Raw genomic sequence first — 13,818 nt, forward strand, 5'->3', positions numbered from 1 at the left:
GAAGACCGGGCGGGTCCTCCCGCGGGGCGTTGAGCGAAGGCGCGAAGCGCCGCAGTCGAAACGGCTTGAGCGAGCGCAGCGAGTCGAAAGCACCCGGCAGGCAGGTACGCTCTCTGCATGCGACGGCCGTTCATGAACCATCCCGATCAGCTCGCCTCACTCGAGGGGCAGCAGTATCTCGTGCTTCGGCCGACGGGCGCGGTCGCAGCCGAGTATCGGGCGACGCAACGCGATCTGCTGAAGCTCCTTCCGGCGGAGATCAAGCATCCGCGCACCGAGCACGTCACGCTCCGCGGCTTCTTCGAGCCGGAGCGACGACACGCGGTCGCCGCGCTCGTTCGCGAGTGGGCTGCCGTGCAACATCCGATCGACATCACGGTCGACGCGATCGACACGTTCCCCGCGCCCTGGCAGATCGTGATCATGCGGCTCGCGCGCACGGCATCCCTAGTCGCGGCCCATGGGTCGCTGACCGCCGTGCTCGAGAAGACCGACTTCCGCCGTCTCGACGAGCTCGCTCTCGACGACTGGATCTTCCATCTGTCCGTGGTCTACGGCAAGACACTCGCCCCGGACGACTGGACAGAACTCGAGCGGGCGTCGCGACGCGAGCTGACCGAGGCGCCGGCCTGCAAGGTCGCCGAGGCGGAACTGGTCTGGTACGAGGGCGGCATCGAGCACGCCGAGGTGATCCCGCTCGGGTGACGACCGGGCCCCCGATCAGCTCAGGCCGCTGTAGGCGTGCAGGCCCTTGAAGAACACGTTCACGATCGTGAAGTTGAAGATCACGGCGGTGAAGCCGACGATCGACAGCCACGCCGAGGGGTTGCCCCGCCAGCCGCGGGTGGCGCGGGCGTGGATGTACCCGGCATAGAGTACCCAGATGATGAACGTCCAGGTCTCCTTGACGTCGAAGCCCCAGTAGCGGCCCCAGGCATCCTGCGCCCAGATGGCGCCGGCGATGAGCGTGAAGGTCCAGAAGATGAACCCGACGATCGCGAAGCGGAAGGCCATGCCCTCCAGCCGCTCGGCGTTCGGCAGCGTGCCGAGGAAGCGCGGCCCCGGCTTCTCGAGCGCTTCGGCGATGCGGCGCTCGCGCCGCGACTGCATGAGCTGCAGCACCGACAGCGCGCAGGCCAGCGCGAAGAACGCCGTGCCGAGTGAGGCGACGAACACGTGGATGACGAGCCACACGCTCTTGAGCGGATCCATCAACGGCACGACGCCGACGTAGAAGCTGATCGCTGCCGCGCCCATCAGCACGACGACGAGCCCGGTGATGAAGGTGCCGAGGAAGCGCAGGTCGACCCGGGTGTTCACGACCAGGTAGACGAAGACGACCAGCAGTGTGCCGGTCATCGCGAACTCGTAGAGGTTCGCCCACGGCACGCGCTCGGCCGCGATGCCGCGCGTGATCGTCGCCGCCAGCTGGAACAGGAATCCGAGGACCGTCAGCGCCGTTCCGATCCGCGCCATGACGTAGCGCGGCTTCGCGGGTGCATCGGATGCCGGTACGTCGGATGCCACGGCATCCCCGCCCGCCCCGGCCGCCGACCCCGCGCCGACGAGCACGGCCTCGCGCTCGCGGACCAGACGTGCGTCCGCATGCACCTCGGAACGGCGTGCGAGATCGAACGCGTAGGCGACGAAGGCCGCCGCGTAGATCGCGATCGCCGTCCAGATGAACAGGATCGAGAGAGAGTCGAGGTCGGGCATTGTCCCAGTCTACTTTCGGGTGGTTGCGGAGGAAGCGGCGTCCATGAGGCGGGCATGGCCGGCCGCGAGGTCGTCGACGGCGGCGCCGAGCGTCGGATCCTCGCCGCGGGCGAGGCCCGCGTACTCGAGGCGCACCTCCCCGCCGGTCGCCGTCGCCTTGACCCACATCCGGCGACGGGGCACGAACAGGGCGAGCATGAGACCGCCGAGCGCGAGCAGGGCGAACACGAGCACCCAGACCGCGGACTGGTCGTGGTGCACCTGAAGCGAGGCGAACCGCTTGACGGACTCCGTATAGTCCGTGGCGCCGACCGGGGACTCGTCCTCGAACGTGATCGTGCCGCGGCCGCCCGGAAGATCCGCGGTCTCGCCCGGTTGCAGCTCGATCGACGGGGTGTCGCTGCCGTCGCCGGCGATCGGGGTGAGCTCGTCGGTGTCGAGCACGTACACCGACTTCGGGGAGCCGTCGTCGATGCCGAGGTCCCCCTCGTACACGCGGAGGGTGAGCAGCGGATTGAGCAGATCGCCGTGCGCCGACGCGAAGGCGCCGTTGTCGAGCTTCACCGCGCTCGGATAGAAGAACGCGGCGATGCCGAGCTGCTCGGGCAGGCCGTCGGTGACCTTGATGACGCCGAGGGAGGTGAGCGCGTTGTCCTGCGGCAGGAACGGCACGGAGTTGTCGTAGACGACCTCGCCGTCGGCGTTGCGCACCGTGATCGTCGGCGCGTATCCGTTGCCGAGCAGGTAGACCTTGTCGCCGGCGATGTCGAGCGGATGGTTCACCCGGACGGCATCCTCGCGCGTCTTTCCGTCCTGCGTGACCGTCACGTTCGCCGAGAAATCGCCCGCCTGGCCGGATGCCGCCGACCCGTACTCCTGGTAGGTCACATCGAACGAATCGAGCGTCATCGAGTACGGGCTGAGGGCGTCGTCGCCGACGAAGCGGCCGCGGTTCATGGACTCGTAGTCCAGGAGCGTGTTGACGAACGTCTGACCCTCGACGACCACGCGCTGGCCCGTGTAGGCGAAGCTGCCGCCGACGCCCACGGTGATGAGCACCCCGACGAGCGCGAGGTGGAAGACGAGGTTCCCGGTCTCGCGCAGGTAGCCGCGCTCGGCCGAGACGGAGTACGTCGCGCCCCTGTCGTAGCGTTCGACCCGGTACCCGAGCGCCTTGAGCTGCTTCTGGGCCACGTCGATGGACCGGGATGCCTCGGCGTCGGCATCCGCCCCGGTGACGGGACGAACCACCGAGCGGAAGTCCTCGAGCCGCTGCAGACGGACGGGTGTGCGCGGCGGGCGCGAGCGCAGCGCCCCCAGGTGGTGCTTGATGCGCGGGATCACGCACCCGACGAGCGAGATGAACAGCAGCAGGTAGATCGCCGAGAACCACGGCGACAGGTAGACGTCGAACATGTCCAGCGCATCGAGTACCGGGAACAGGTCGGGGTTGTCGGTCTGCCATTGCGTGACGCCATTGGGGTCGGCCATGCGCTGCGGGAAGATCGAGCCCGGGATCGCCGCGATCGCGAGCACGAGGAGCAGGATGATCGCGGTGCGCATCGAGGTCAGCTGACGCCAGCCCCAGCGCAGCCAGCCCACGACGCCGAGGCGCGGTTGGGCGATCGCGGCCTCATCGCCGTCGATGTGGTCGGAGGGGCGGAGCGGATCGGAACTCGTCACGGCATCCTTCTGGTTCTTTCGCGATTTCTCAGAGCGGGAGGATGACACTGCCCATCACCGCCGTCAGTCGGGACATGATTTCGGTCCACAGGCCCGTGACCATGAGGATGCCGAGCGCGATGAGCAGCACGCCGCCGGCGATGTTCACCACGCGGATGTGGCGGCGCAGGAACCCGATCGCCTTGGTCGCCCAGCCGAAGCCGAGGGCGACGAGCAGGAACGGGATGCCGAGGCCGAGGCTGTACGCGAGGCCGAGGAATCCGGCGCGCCAGGGGTCGCCGACATTGATCGACAGCGCGACGATCGTCGTGAGAGTCGGTCCGATGCAGGGAGCCCAGCCGATGCCGAGCGCGAAGCCGAGCAGCGGCGCCCCGATGAGGCCGGTCTTCGAGCTGACCTGCATGCGCCATTCACGCTGCGCGAATCCGAACAGACCGAGGAAGACGAGACCCATCGCGATGATCACGACGCCGAGGATGCGGGTGATGAGGTCGCCCCATTGCAGGAAGAAGACGGATGCCGCGCCGCCGACGACCGTGAACGCGATGAACACGACGCTGAATCCGAGGATGAACAGGAGCACCCCGAGCACGAGGCGGCCGCGGCTCCCGCCGATCCCTGAGCCCGTCGAAGGGTCAGCGCCCTTCGGTGCCACCGCTCCCCCGATGAACCCGAGGTACCCCGGCACGAGCGGCAAGACGCACGGGGAGAGGAACGAGACGAGACCGGCGAGCATCGCGACCGGGATCGCGAGCCAGAGGGCGCCGGAGCCGATCAGCTCAGCCGTGTTCACGCGCTCTCCGCGAGCGCGTCCTTGACGAGCGTCGAGAGGATGCTGGTGCCGTCGATCTGTCCGATGATCCGAGCGGCGACACGACCCTGCTTGTCGAGGACGAGTGTGGTGGGCGTGGCCTGGATCGGCGTCGCGCTCGCGAAGGCGAGCTTCGCGGCGCCGCTGTCGACGTCCATGATGCTGGGGTAGGTGACGCCGTACGTCTTCGCGAACGAGCGCGCCGTGTCGGCCTGGTCGTAGATGTTGATGCCGACGAATGAGACGCCGTCGCCGCCGTACTCCTGCCAGACGTCCTCGAGGTCGCCCGCTTCAACACGGCACGGGGCGCAGCCGGCGTACCAGAAGTTCACGACCGTCACGTCCCCGGCGATGTCGGCGCTGTCGAACTCATCACCGTTCTCGGTGACGCCGCTGAAGACGACCGGCTCACCGCGATCGGCGACGGGGATCTCCTCGACCGCGCCGTCCGCCGAGATGTAGCCCTTGCCGTCGCCCGACAGGTACTGCTCGGCGACGGGGTCGGTGCCGCAGGCCGTCAGTGAGACGGCGACCAGCGCGGCGAGCGCAGCTCCGAGCACGCGACGGGCACGGTGATTCGGCGAGAGAGCGGGCACATTCCCAGTCTACGCAGGGGTTTCTATGGGGGATCTGGAAGGCTCGAGCCTGTTCGTCGCGGCGGGTTCGGCGCCTCAGCGAGCGCCCTGCGCCACAGAGCTCGGACTGCGGATGCTGCCGTCGGGTGCGATCGAGATCGATGACTTCCGTCACACCGCGCCGAGGTCGACGCCGGCTGCGGCCGGCTCGGCATAGCCGACCTCGCGCCACACGTCGCCGACGCGTTCGAAGGAGGTGACGCTCGAGAGCGCGCAGCGACGCGTGCGGGGGTCGTGGCGAAGACGGAGCCCGGCGACGTGCAGGTGCGCGATCCAGATCGGCGCCTGGTGCGAGACGATCACGGCATCCCCCCGCTCGGTCTCGTTCCAGGCGCTGTTCATCGCCTGCTCCATGCGCTCGGCGATCGACGTGTACGGCTCTCCCCAACTCGGCACCGAGGGATTGCGCAGGTGCCACCAGTTGCGGGGGTCCTGCAGCGATCGGCGCATGTTCGTGCCCTCGAACACGTTGGCGGGCTCGATGACCCGCTCGTCCAGGGCGGGCGCCAGCCCGAAGATCTCGCTGAAGGGCTCGGCGGACTCCTGGGTGCGCTGCAGCGGCGAGCACCGCAGCGTGGTGACCGGCCGATCGAGGCCCTGGACGTACTCCGCCGCGGATCGGGCCATAGCCCTGCCCGCCTCGCTCAGCCGATAGTGCGGCAGGCGTCCGTAGAGGACGCGTCGGGGGTTGTGGACCTCGCCGTGACGGACGAGATGCAGTCGCTCGGCAGGCATTCAGACCTTCCGGTAGGTGGCCGACCCGAAGCCGATGATCAGGTGGCCGATGAACGGGAGCATCCACAGCAGGAAGAACGAGAACAGCCCGCCCTTGCCGAAGTTCGCACCCTCCTTCACCGCGACGACGATCGCGAAGATCGCGTTGACGAAGGGGATCAGATACAGCAGCGCGAGCCATCCGGAGAGTCCGGCGATCTTCACGAGGAAGATCCAGTTCACGATCGGGATCAGCGCGAGGATGCCGGCGTACCCGGCCTTGACGAAGACCCGCCACATGGTGAGGGCGTACAGGACGTACAGCGTCAGGCTCAGCCACATCGAGTTCGTCGAGGCGATCTGGTCGGTGATCAGATTCCAGTCCACGGCGTGCTCCCTGTTGGCGGAGCCGCCCGACGCGGCCCGCTGCGGCCGAGTCTATCCAGCGCCGCCGGCGCCCCGCGGATCCCCGCCCGCGCCCACGTAGAATGGCGGGGTTCCCTTTTCTGAACTGGAGGAATCTCCGTGCTTCGCACTCACACGACCGGCTCGCTGCGAGCCGACCACATCGGTCAGACCGTCACCCTCACGGGTTGGGTCGATCGTCGTCGTGATCACGGAGGAGTCGCCTTCATCGATCTTCGCGACGCCTCCGGAATCGCCCAGGTCGTCATCCGCGATGAAGAGGTCGCCCACCCGCTGCGTAGCGAGTTCGTGCTCCGCGTGACGGGCGAGGTCTCGCGCCGCCCCGAGGGCAACGCGAACCCGAACCTGCCCACCGGCGACATCGAGGTCATCGCGACCGATGTCGAGGTGCTCAACGAGTCCGCTCCCCTGCCGTTCCAGGTCTCCACGGGCCTCGGCGACAGCGAGACCGTCGGCGAGGACGTGCGGTTCAAGCACCGCTATCTTGACCTGCGGCGCCCATCCGCGGCATCCGCTCTGCGCCTGCGCTCGAAGGTCTACAAGGCTGTCCGCGACGAGCTCGACAAGCGCGAGTTCGTCGAGGTCGAGACTCCGACCCTCACCCGGTCCACGCCGGAGGGCGCCCGCGACTTCGTCGTGCCCGCGCGCCTGCACCCCGGCAGCTGGTACGCGCTGCCGCAGAGCCCGCAGCTGTTCAAGCAGCTGCTCATGGTCGGCGGTGTCGAGAAGTACTACCAGATGGCCCGCTGCTACCGCGACGAGGACTTCCGTGCCGACCGCCAGCCGGAGTTCACCCAGCTCGACATCGAGATGAGCTTCGTCGACCAGGAGGACGTCATCGAGATGATGGAGTCCCTCGTCGTCGCGATGTGGAAGACGATCGACGTCGACGTTCAGACGCCGCTGCCGCGGATCACTTACGCCGACGCGATGGCGAAGTACGGCTCCGACAAGCCCGACCTGCGCTTCGGCCTCGAGCTCGTCGAGGCGACGGACTACTTCTCCGAGACGACGTTCCGCGTGTTCCAGGCCGAGTACGTCGGCTCGGTGCGGATGCCGGGCGGAGCCTCGCAGCCGCGCAAGCAGCTGGACGCCTGGCAGGACTGGGCAAAGCAGCGCGGCGCCCGCGGCCTCGCCTATGTCCTCTTCAACGAGGACGGTACGCTCGGCGGCCCCGTGGCCAAGAACCTGTCCGAGAAGGAGCAGGCGGGGCTCGCAGAGCTCACCGGCGCCGAGCCGGGCGACTGCGTGTTCTTCGCCGCCGGCTCCGCCAAGGACTCGCGTGCGCTGCTCGGAGCTGCGCGCGTCGAGATCGGCCGCCGCCAGGGCCTCCTCGATCCCGACACGTTCGCGTTCACGTGGGTCGTGGATGCTCCGATGTTCGAACCGGCCGCGGATGCCGTGGCATCCGGTGACGTCGCCGTCGGCGCCGGCGCCTGGACCGCCGTGCACCACGCCTTCACCGGCCCCAAGCCGGAGTTCGAGGACACGTTCGACACCGACCCCGGCTCTGCGCTGGCGTACGCGTACGACATCGTCTGCAATGGCACCGAGCTCGGCGGCGGCTCGATCCGCATCCACCGCGAGGACGTGCAGAAGCGCGTGTTCGAGGTCATGGGCATCTCGGACGAGGTAGCCGACGAGCAGTTCGGCTTCCTGCTGGATGCCTTCAAGTTCGGTGCCCCGCCGCACGGCGGCATCGCGCTGGGCATGGACCGCGTACTGCAGCACCTCACCAAGACCGAGTCGATCCGCGAGGTCATCGCGTTCCCGAAGACCGGCAACGGCTTCGACCCGCTGACCAGCGCACCCGCGCCGATCACGGACGCGCAGCGCGCCGAGGCCGGCGTCGACTTCGTCGCGGAGGATGCCGAGGCCTGAGCCCGCGGCCCTGCCCGCCCCGCCCGACGCCGGCCCCGCCCGACGCCCGCCCCGCCCGGCGCCCGCATCGCCCGGCGGTGCGACCCCGCCCGGCGGCGGCCCCGCCCGGCCAGCTTGCACAGACCCCGTCTTGTCTACGAGACCTCTCCATATTCACGTGTTTATGGGGAGGTCTCGTCGCTGACGAGAGGTCTGTGCCGCGGATGCGGGGGATATGGAGAGGTCTCGTCGCTGACGAGCGGGTTCCAGGGGGCGAGCGAGAGGTGTCCCGGCGAGGCTCAGCGTGCGAGCAGCGCGAGCCCCGGAACGATGTTCTCGTTCCACACGTCCACCCCGAGCTTGCCGATCAGCGCGACGACGACGATGAGGAAGACGACCCGGATGAACGTCGACCCGCGCGCGATCGCCATCCGCGATCCCAGGTAGCTGCCCGCGACATTCGCCACCGCAAGGATGCCGCCGAGCAGCCACAGCACCGACCCGTGCGGGATGAACAGCAGCAGCGCCCCGGCGTTCGTGGCGAGGTTGACGATCTTCGCCTTGGCGCTGGCCTGCAGGAAGTCGTACCCCATGAGCGCGACGAGCGCGATGACGAGGAACGTGCCCGTCCCCGGCCCGATCATCCCGTCGTAGAACCCGATCACGAGGCCTGCGGCACCCGCCATGATGTGGTGCTTGTGACCGGCGAACCGCAGCTTGGTCGCCGCCCCCATCTCGGGCTTGAATACCGTGAAGATCGCCACGGCGAGCAGCGCCGCCGCGATGATCGGCTTGAAAGCCGCGGGCGGGAGCACGGTCGCCACGGCGGCGCCGCCGAACGATCCGACCAGCGCGATCCCCGCCATCGGCAGCGCCGTGCGGATGTCCGGCTTCGCCCGCCGGTAGTAGGTGATGCTGCTCGTCGCCGTGCCGAAGACCGAGGCGAGCTTGTTCGTCGCGAGCGCCTGCACGGGTGCGATGCCCGGGATCAGCAGCAGCGCCGGCAACTGCAGCAGGCCTCCGCCGCCGACGACAGCGTCGATCCAGCCGGCGGCGAACGCCGCGATGACGACGAAGATCAGCATCCCCCAGGTGAGCTGCTCGAGCCCCAGCAGCCCACCGATGTCCATCCCTCCAGTATCCTCCTCGCACGGCAAGCCGATGACAGACTGCAGCCATGCTCGACGCCCTCCCCCTGCCCTATCCGTTCGAGTCCAGGGCGGGTTCGGCGCTCCTGCGTCGGGCGACGCCGGAGGATGCCGACGCCCTGATCGCGCTGCTCTCGGACGATCCGATCAGCGCAGCGCGGGGCGACGCGGCATCCGCCGAGGACCGCGACGCGTACAGCTCGGCCCTCGCCGAGATCCTCGCCGAGCCCTCGAACGACCTGCTCGTCGTCGAGCTCGACGGCGTGGTCGTCGGCACTCGCCAGCTCACATCCATCCCTGGCATGGCCTGACGCTGTGCGCGCCGGCTGCTCGTCGAGGCGGTGCCGGTGCGCGCCGGCTGCTCGTCGAGGCGGTGCCGGTGCGCAGCGATCTGCGCTCGTCCGGGATCGGATCGGCCGTGATGCGCTGGGTGTCGGATGCTGCGGCATCCGCGCTCGGAGCGGCGCTCATGCAGCTCACCTCGGATGCCGCGCGCACCGCGGCGCACCGATTCTACGAGCGCCTCGGCTACGTCGGCTCGCACGTGGGTTTCAAATACAACGTTCCTCGCACCACGTGAGACGGGGTTTGCAGCACGAGACCCGGGCCACCAGCACCCGTTTCATGCTGCAGACCCCGTCTCACGGTCAGAAGCGACCGGGGCGGGCGCGAGACGTCGGCGTTCGCATCCGCGTCACCTCTCGTTCACCGACGCCGAGCGATCCGGTAACTCTCGCACCGTAGCGTCCTGACGCAACCCGAATTCCGGCGCGCCCGCGCCGGACCTCCGAGAGGAACCTCATGGCAACCATCACCCGCCGCGCGCGTCTCGTCGCCGGCATCGCCCTCGCCGCCACGGCAGCGCTGGCTTTGACCTCCTGCGCTGCCGACACGAGCGCCGGTACGGACGGCGGCGACTCCGCCGACGCGGCATCCGCCACCTCGCTCGCCGACTTCGGCTCCTTCGAAGACCTCGAGGCCGCGGCCAAGGCCGAGGGACAGCTCAACGTCATCGCCCTCCCCCGCGACTGGGCCAACTACGGCGAGATCCTCGACCTGTTCGCCGAGCGCTACCCCGAGATCACGATCAACGAGGCCTCGCCCGACGTGTCCAGCCAGGAGGAGATCGACGCCGCCAAGACGAACGAGGGCCTCGACACCGCCCCGGACGTGTTCGACCTCGGTCTCGCCGTCGCGCTGGCGAACACCGACACGTTCGCGCCGTACCAGGTGGAGAACTTCGACGAGATCCCCGACGCGCTCAAGGAGCCGAGCGGCCTGTTCGTCGGCGACTACGGCGGGTACATGTCGATCGGCTACGACTCGTCGAAGTTCGACGAGCCCACCTCGCTCGACGACCTGAAAGGCTCGGACTACAAGGGCGCCGTCGCGATCAACGGCGACCCGACCCAGGCGGGCTCGGCGTTCGCCGCGGTGGGCCTGGCGACGGTGCAGAACGGCGGGACGCTCGACGACTTCACGCCCGGCATCGAGTACTTCGGCGAGCTGCAGAAGGCCGGCAACTTCCTCAAGGTCGACGTGACCACGGCCACGATCACCAGCGGCGAGACGCCCGTCGTCTTCGACTGGGACTACCTGAACGCCGCCGCGGGCGCCGACAACCCGGACTGGAAGGTCACTGTCCTCGACGGCACGGGCTACGCCTCGTACTACAACCAGGCCATCAACAAGGATGCTCCGCACCCCGCCGCCGCCCGCCTGTGGCAGGAGTTCCTCTACAGCGACGACGTGCAGAACCTGTGGCTGAAGGGCGGCGCACGCCCGGCACGCATGGAGGCCATGACCGAGGCCGGCACCATCGACGCCGATCTCGCCGCGGCCCTTCCCGAGGTTCCGGCCGAGACGGTCGTCCCGACCGAGGAGCAGTCCACCGCCGCCGGCACCCTGCTCGGCGAGAAGTGGGCTGCGGCGGTCCAGTGACCACGATGACCACGGGGGTGGATGCCGCGGCATCCGCCCCCACCACCGCCGGGCCGTCGCAGACGGCCCGGCGGTCCGGCATGTCGTGGGCATGGCTGGGACTCGTGCCCTTCAGCGCCTACGTGCTGCTGTTCCTGGCCGTGCCGACGATCCTCGCGATCGGCTCCGGCTTCTTCGACGCGGACGGCGCCTTCACCTGGTCGAACGTCGCCGCCCTCGGCGATCCGGTCGTCCTGAACACCTTCGCGAACTCCGCCTGGGTCTCGCTGCTCACGGCCGTCGTCGGCGCCGTCGCCGGCGCCCTCGTCTGCTACGCGATGCTCGGCATGAACCCGCAGGGTGCGGTGCGCCAGACCGTGGATGCCGTCGCCGGCGTTCTCGCGCAGTTCGGCGGCGTCATGCTCGCCTTCGCCTTCATCGCGACGATCGGCTCCCAGGGCGTCATCACCGTGCTGCTGCGCGACTCGTTCGGCGTCGACATCTTCGAGAACGGCGTGTGGCTCTACGAAGTGCCCGGTCTGATCTTCCCCTACATCTACTTCCAGGTGCCGCTCATGGTGATCACCTTCATGCCCGCACTCGCGGCGCTCAAGCCCCAGTGGTCCGAGGCCAACCTCACCCTCGGCGGCACCCGGCTCGGATTCTGGACTCGCATCGGCATCCCAATCCTCGCCCCGTCGTTCCTCGCCAGCCTGCTGCTGCTGTTCGCCAACGCCTTCTCGTCCTATGCGACAGCGGCCGCGCTGATCAGCCAGGGGTCGCAGATCGTGCCGCTGCAGATCCGTGCCGCCCTCACGAGCGAGACGGTCCTCGGGCACGCGAACCTCGCCGGCGCCCTCGCGCTCGGCATGATCATCGTCGTCGGAGTCGTCATGGCGCTGTATTCGCTGATCCAGCGGCGGGCTGCGAGGTGGCAGTCATGAACCGGCTCGCCCCTTCGCGCGCGACGCGCTGGATCATCGGCATCCTCATCGGCGCGTTCTTCGCGATCCCGCTGATCTCGACGTTCCTGTACACGCTGCGCACCCGGGACGGCGGAATGTCGTTCGAGCGCTGGGCGGCCCTGCTCGACCCCGCTGCATCCGCGGCGATCAAGCCGATCTGGACGGGGCTCGGGAACTCGCTCGTGCTGGCCCTGGTCACGGTCGCGATCGTCCTGCTGCTGCTCGCGCCCACCATGATCCTCGTGAACCTGCGGTTCCCGAAGCTCAAGCCGGTGTTCGAGTTCACCGCCCTCCTGCCGATCTCCATCCCGGCGATCGTGCTGGTGGTCGGGCTGTCGCCCATCTACCTGCAGATCAGCCGCGCGCTCGGCACCGGAACCTGGACGCTCGCCTTCGCCTACGGGGTCACCGTGCTGCCGTTCGCGTACCGGTCGATCCAGGCGTCGATCGATGCGGCCGACCTGCGCACGCTTTCGGAGGCGGCTCGGTCCCTCGGATCGAACTGGCCGACGGTCGTGTGGAAGGTGCTCGCCCCCAACCTGCGTCAGGGTCTGCTGTCGGCATCCCTCATCTCGATCGCCGTCGTGCTCGGCGAGTTCACGATCGCATCGCTCCTGAACCGTCAGGTGTTCCAGACGGCGATGGTCGTCGTCGGCAAGCAGGACCCGTACGCACCTGCGATCTTCACGCTGCTCGCGCTGCTGTTCTGCTTCCTGCTCCTGCTCCTCATCGGCCGCGCCGCACGCGGCAACCGAAAGGCCTCGTCATGACCATGCCGCTCCCCGCCACGAAGGACAACCAGCTTCTCTCCGAAGCCGGCGAGGGCACACGCGTGCAGTTCCAGGGCATCGAGAAGAGCTACGGCTCGAACCGCGTGCTGCACGGTGTCGACCTCGACATCGCGCCGGGCGAGTTCGTCTCGCTGCTGGGGCCGTCCGGGTGCGGCAAGACGACGGCGCTGCGCGTGCTGGCCGGGCTCGAGAACGCCGACGGCGGCGCTGTGCTGCTCGGCGGTAAGGACGTCTCGCGGGTACCCACCAACAAGCGCGACATCGGCATGGTCTTCCAGGCGTACTCGCTCTTCCCGCACCTGAGCGTCGCCGACAACACGGCGTTCGGGCTGCGCCGACGGGGCGTCGGCAAGACGGCCGCGGGCAAGAAGGCGCTGGACGCACTCGCCCTCGTGGGCCTCGAGGGCTTCGCCGATCGCTTCCCGCACCAGCTCTCCGGTGGGCAGCAGCAGCGCGTGGCGCTCGCCCGTGCTCTGGTCACGGAGCCGCGGGTGCTGCTGCTCGACGAACCGCTCTCAGCGCTGGACGCGAAGGTCCGCGTGCAGTTGCGCGACGAGATCCGCCGCATCCAGCTGCGCCTGGGCATCACGACCGTCTTCGTCACGCACGACCAGGAGGAGGCGCTGGCCGTGTCCGACCGGATCGCGGTGATGAACGCGGGACGCATCGACCAGATCGACACGCCGGAAGAGCTGTACCTGCGCCCGGCGACCGCGCACGTCGCGGCCTTCGTCGGGCTGTCCAGCCTCGTCTCCGGGGTCGCATCCGGCGAGACGGTGTCGGTGTGGGGCCGAACGCTGCCGACGAACACGGCCGCGAACGGCGAGGTCGACGTGCACCTGCGCCCCGAGAACCTGCGGTTCACCGGTGAAGCGGATGCCGCGACCGGCGGCGTCGTCGAGGAGAGCACGTTTCTCGGCAGCATCCGCCGCACGCTCGTCAAGACGGATGCCGGCGACCTCGTCCGCGTGCAGCACGATGCGCACGAGCATCCAGCCTTCGGCGACCGCGTCTGGCTCGCCGTCGATCCCGTGCCCGTCGCCGTCCGCCCACGGGGCTGACGTCGTCACCTCGAGACGGGGTTTGCAGCATGAGACCCGGGCCACCAGCTCTCGTCTCGTGCCGCAAACCCCGTCTCGCGGGATGAGC

General features: G+C 68.9%; 15 protein-coding genes. 8 read left to right on the plus strand and 7 right to left on the minus strand.

The window, feature by feature from the left end; translation table 11 throughout:
* The first annotated feature begins 117 nt into the window (after nucleotides 1–117).
* A complete protein-coding gene (locus KEC56_RS12000; RefSeq protein WP_227531133.1) occupies nucleotides 118–705 on the plus strand; it encodes a 2'-5' RNA ligase family protein in 588 nt (195 codons plus the stop codon).
* A gap of 15 nt (nucleotides 706–720) precedes the next feature.
* Here KEC56_RS12000 and ccsB read toward each other — a convergent pair whose 3' ends face one another.
* The 6 genes from ccsB to KEC56_RS12030 form a co-directional block, all read right to left on the minus strand.
* Complete coding sequence (ccsB, locus tag KEC56_RS12005) at nucleotides 721–1,716, minus strand: c-type cytochrome biogenesis protein CcsB (RefSeq protein ID WP_227531134.1); 996 nt, start codon at nucleotides 1,714–1,716, stop codon at nucleotides 721–723.
* 9 nt (nucleotides 1,717–1,725) lie between these two features.
* A complete protein-coding gene (gene resB / locus KEC56_RS12010) occupies nucleotides 1,726–3,399 on the minus strand; it encodes a cytochrome c biogenesis protein ResB (protein WP_227531135.1) in 1,674 nt (557 codons plus the stop codon).
* A gap of 28 nt (nucleotides 3,400–3,427) precedes the next feature.
* Nucleotides 3,428–4,192 (minus strand): cytochrome c biogenesis CcdA family protein, encoded by a 765-nt coding sequence (locus KEC56_RS12015; protein ID WP_227531136.1) that lies wholly within the window; start codon nucleotides 4,190–4,192, stop codon nucleotides 3,428–3,430.
* On the minus strand, nucleotides 4,189–4,806 hold the full coding sequence (locus tag KEC56_RS12020) for a TlpA family protein disulfide reductase (protein ID WP_227531137.1): 618 nt from the start codon (nucleotides 4,804–4,806) through the stop codon (nucleotides 4,189–4,191). The genes KEC56_RS12015 and KEC56_RS12020 overlap by 4 nt, the downstream gene beginning before the upstream one ends.
* A 150-nt stretch (nucleotides 4,807–4,956) precedes the next feature.
* Nucleotides 4,957–5,580 carry a histidine phosphatase family protein gene (locus KEC56_RS12025; protein WP_227531138.1) on the minus strand — a complete coding sequence of 208 codons (624 nt, stop codon included), beginning with the start codon at nucleotides 5,578–5,580 and terminating at the stop codon, nucleotides 4,957–4,959.
* Complete coding sequence (locus tag KEC56_RS12030; RefSeq protein ID WP_227531139.1) at nucleotides 5,581–5,946, minus strand: DUF5684 domain-containing protein; 366 nt, start codon at nucleotides 5,944–5,946, stop codon at nucleotides 5,581–5,583.
* A gap of 138 nt (nucleotides 5,947–6,084) precedes the next feature.
* Between KEC56_RS12030 and aspS the strand changes: the two genes are divergently transcribed.
* Nucleotides 6,085–7,866 (plus strand): aspartate--tRNA ligase, encoded by a 1,782-nt coding sequence (gene aspS, locus KEC56_RS12035; protein ID WP_227531140.1) that lies wholly within the window; start codon nucleotides 6,085–6,087, stop codon nucleotides 7,864–7,866.
* A gap of 278 nt (nucleotides 7,867–8,144) precedes the next feature.
* On the opposite strand, the gene KEC56_RS12040 is transcribed toward aspS, so the two are convergent.
* Nucleotides 8,145–8,975 carry a sulfite exporter TauE/SafE family protein gene (locus KEC56_RS12040; RefSeq protein WP_227531141.1) on the minus strand — a complete coding sequence of 277 codons (831 nt, stop codon included), beginning with the start codon at nucleotides 8,973–8,975 and terminating at the stop codon, nucleotides 8,145–8,147.
* A gap of 47 nt (nucleotides 8,976–9,022) precedes the next feature.
* Here KEC56_RS12040 and KEC56_RS14065 point away from each other — a divergent pair, with 47 nt between their 5' ends.
* The 6 genes from KEC56_RS14065 (at nucleotide 9,023) to KEC56_RS12065 (ending at nucleotide 13,730) form a co-directional block, all read left to right on the plus strand.
* Nucleotides 9,023–9,304 (plus strand): GNAT family protein, encoded by a 282-nt coding sequence (locus KEC56_RS14065; RefSeq protein WP_308013014.1) that lies wholly within the window; start codon nucleotides 9,023–9,025, stop codon nucleotides 9,302–9,304.
* A 68-nt stretch (nucleotides 9,305–9,372) separates the two neighbouring features.
* Nucleotides 9,373–9,573 (plus strand): GNAT family N-acetyltransferase, encoded by a 201-nt coding sequence (locus KEC56_RS14070; RefSeq protein ID WP_308013015.1) that lies wholly within the window; start codon nucleotides 9,373–9,375, stop codon nucleotides 9,571–9,573.
* Between the two features lie 221 nt (nucleotides 9,574–9,794).
* The gene (locus tag KEC56_RS12050) at nucleotides 9,795–10,934 is read left to right on the plus strand and encodes an ABC transporter substrate-binding protein (RefSeq protein WP_175988380.1); all 1,140 of its coding nucleotides are present in this window, start codon (nucleotides 9,795–9,797) and stop codon (nucleotides 10,932–10,934) included.
* A gap of 5 nt (nucleotides 10,935–10,939) precedes the next feature.
* Nucleotides 10,940–11,857 carry an ABC transporter permease gene (locus tag KEC56_RS12055; RefSeq protein WP_227531142.1) on the plus strand — a complete coding sequence of 306 codons (918 nt, stop codon included), beginning with the start codon at nucleotides 10,940–10,942 and terminating at the stop codon, nucleotides 11,855–11,857.
* Entirely contained in the window at nucleotides 11,854–12,648 is a 795-nt protein-coding gene (locus KEC56_RS12060; RefSeq protein WP_175988384.1) for an ABC transporter permease, read from the plus strand. The genes KEC56_RS12055 and KEC56_RS12060 overlap by 4 nt, the downstream gene beginning before the upstream one ends.
* A complete protein-coding gene (locus tag KEC56_RS12065; RefSeq protein ID WP_227531143.1) occupies nucleotides 12,645–13,730 on the plus strand; it encodes an ABC transporter ATP-binding protein in 1,086 nt (361 codons plus the stop codon). Before KEC56_RS12060 ends, KEC56_RS12065 begins: the two co-directional genes overlap by 4 nt.
* Nucleotides 13,731–13,818: the final 88 nt, after the last annotated feature.

Origin of the sequence: Microbacterium tenebrionis (assembly GCF_020682665.1) — a bacterium.
In the GTDB taxonomy this organism is placed as follows: domain Bacteria; phylum Actinomycetota; class Actinomycetes; order Actinomycetales; family Microbacteriaceae; genus Microbacterium; species Microbacterium tenebrionis.

Coding starts and splice junctions, on each gene's coding strand:
- KEC56_RS12000 (WP_227531133.1), top strand. CDS start 118: ATGCGACGGCCGTTCATGAACCATCCCGATCAGCTCGCCTCACTCGAG.
- ccsB (WP_227531134.1), bottom strand. CDS start 1,716: ATGCCCGACCTCGACTCTCTCTCGATCCTGTTCATCTGGACGGCGATC.
- KEC56_RS12025 (WP_227531138.1), bottom strand. CDS start 5,580: ATGCCTGCCGAGCGACTGCATCTCGTCCGTCACGGCGAGGTCCACAAC.
- KEC56_RS12040 (WP_227531141.1), bottom strand. CDS start 8,975: ATGGACATCGGTGGGCTGCTGGGGCTCGAGCAGCTCACCTGGGGGATG.
- KEC56_RS14065 (WP_308013014.1), top strand. CDS start 9,023: ATGCTCGACGCCCTCCCCCTGCCCTATCCGTTCGAGTCCAGGGCGGGT.
- KEC56_RS12050 (WP_175988380.1), top strand. CDS start 9,795: ATGGCAACCATCACCCGCCGCGCGCGTCTCGTCGCCGGCATCGCCCTC.
- KEC56_RS12055 (WP_227531142.1), top strand. CDS start 10,940: ATGACCACGGGGGTGGATGCCGCGGCATCCGCCCCCACCACCGCCGGG.
- KEC56_RS12060 (WP_175988384.1), top strand. CDS start 11,854: ATGAACCGGCTCGCCCCTTCGCGCGCGACGCGCTGGATCATCGGCATC.
- KEC56_RS12065 (WP_227531143.1), top strand. CDS start 12,645: ATGACCATGCCGCTCCCCGCCACGAAGGACAACCAGCTTCTCTCCGAA.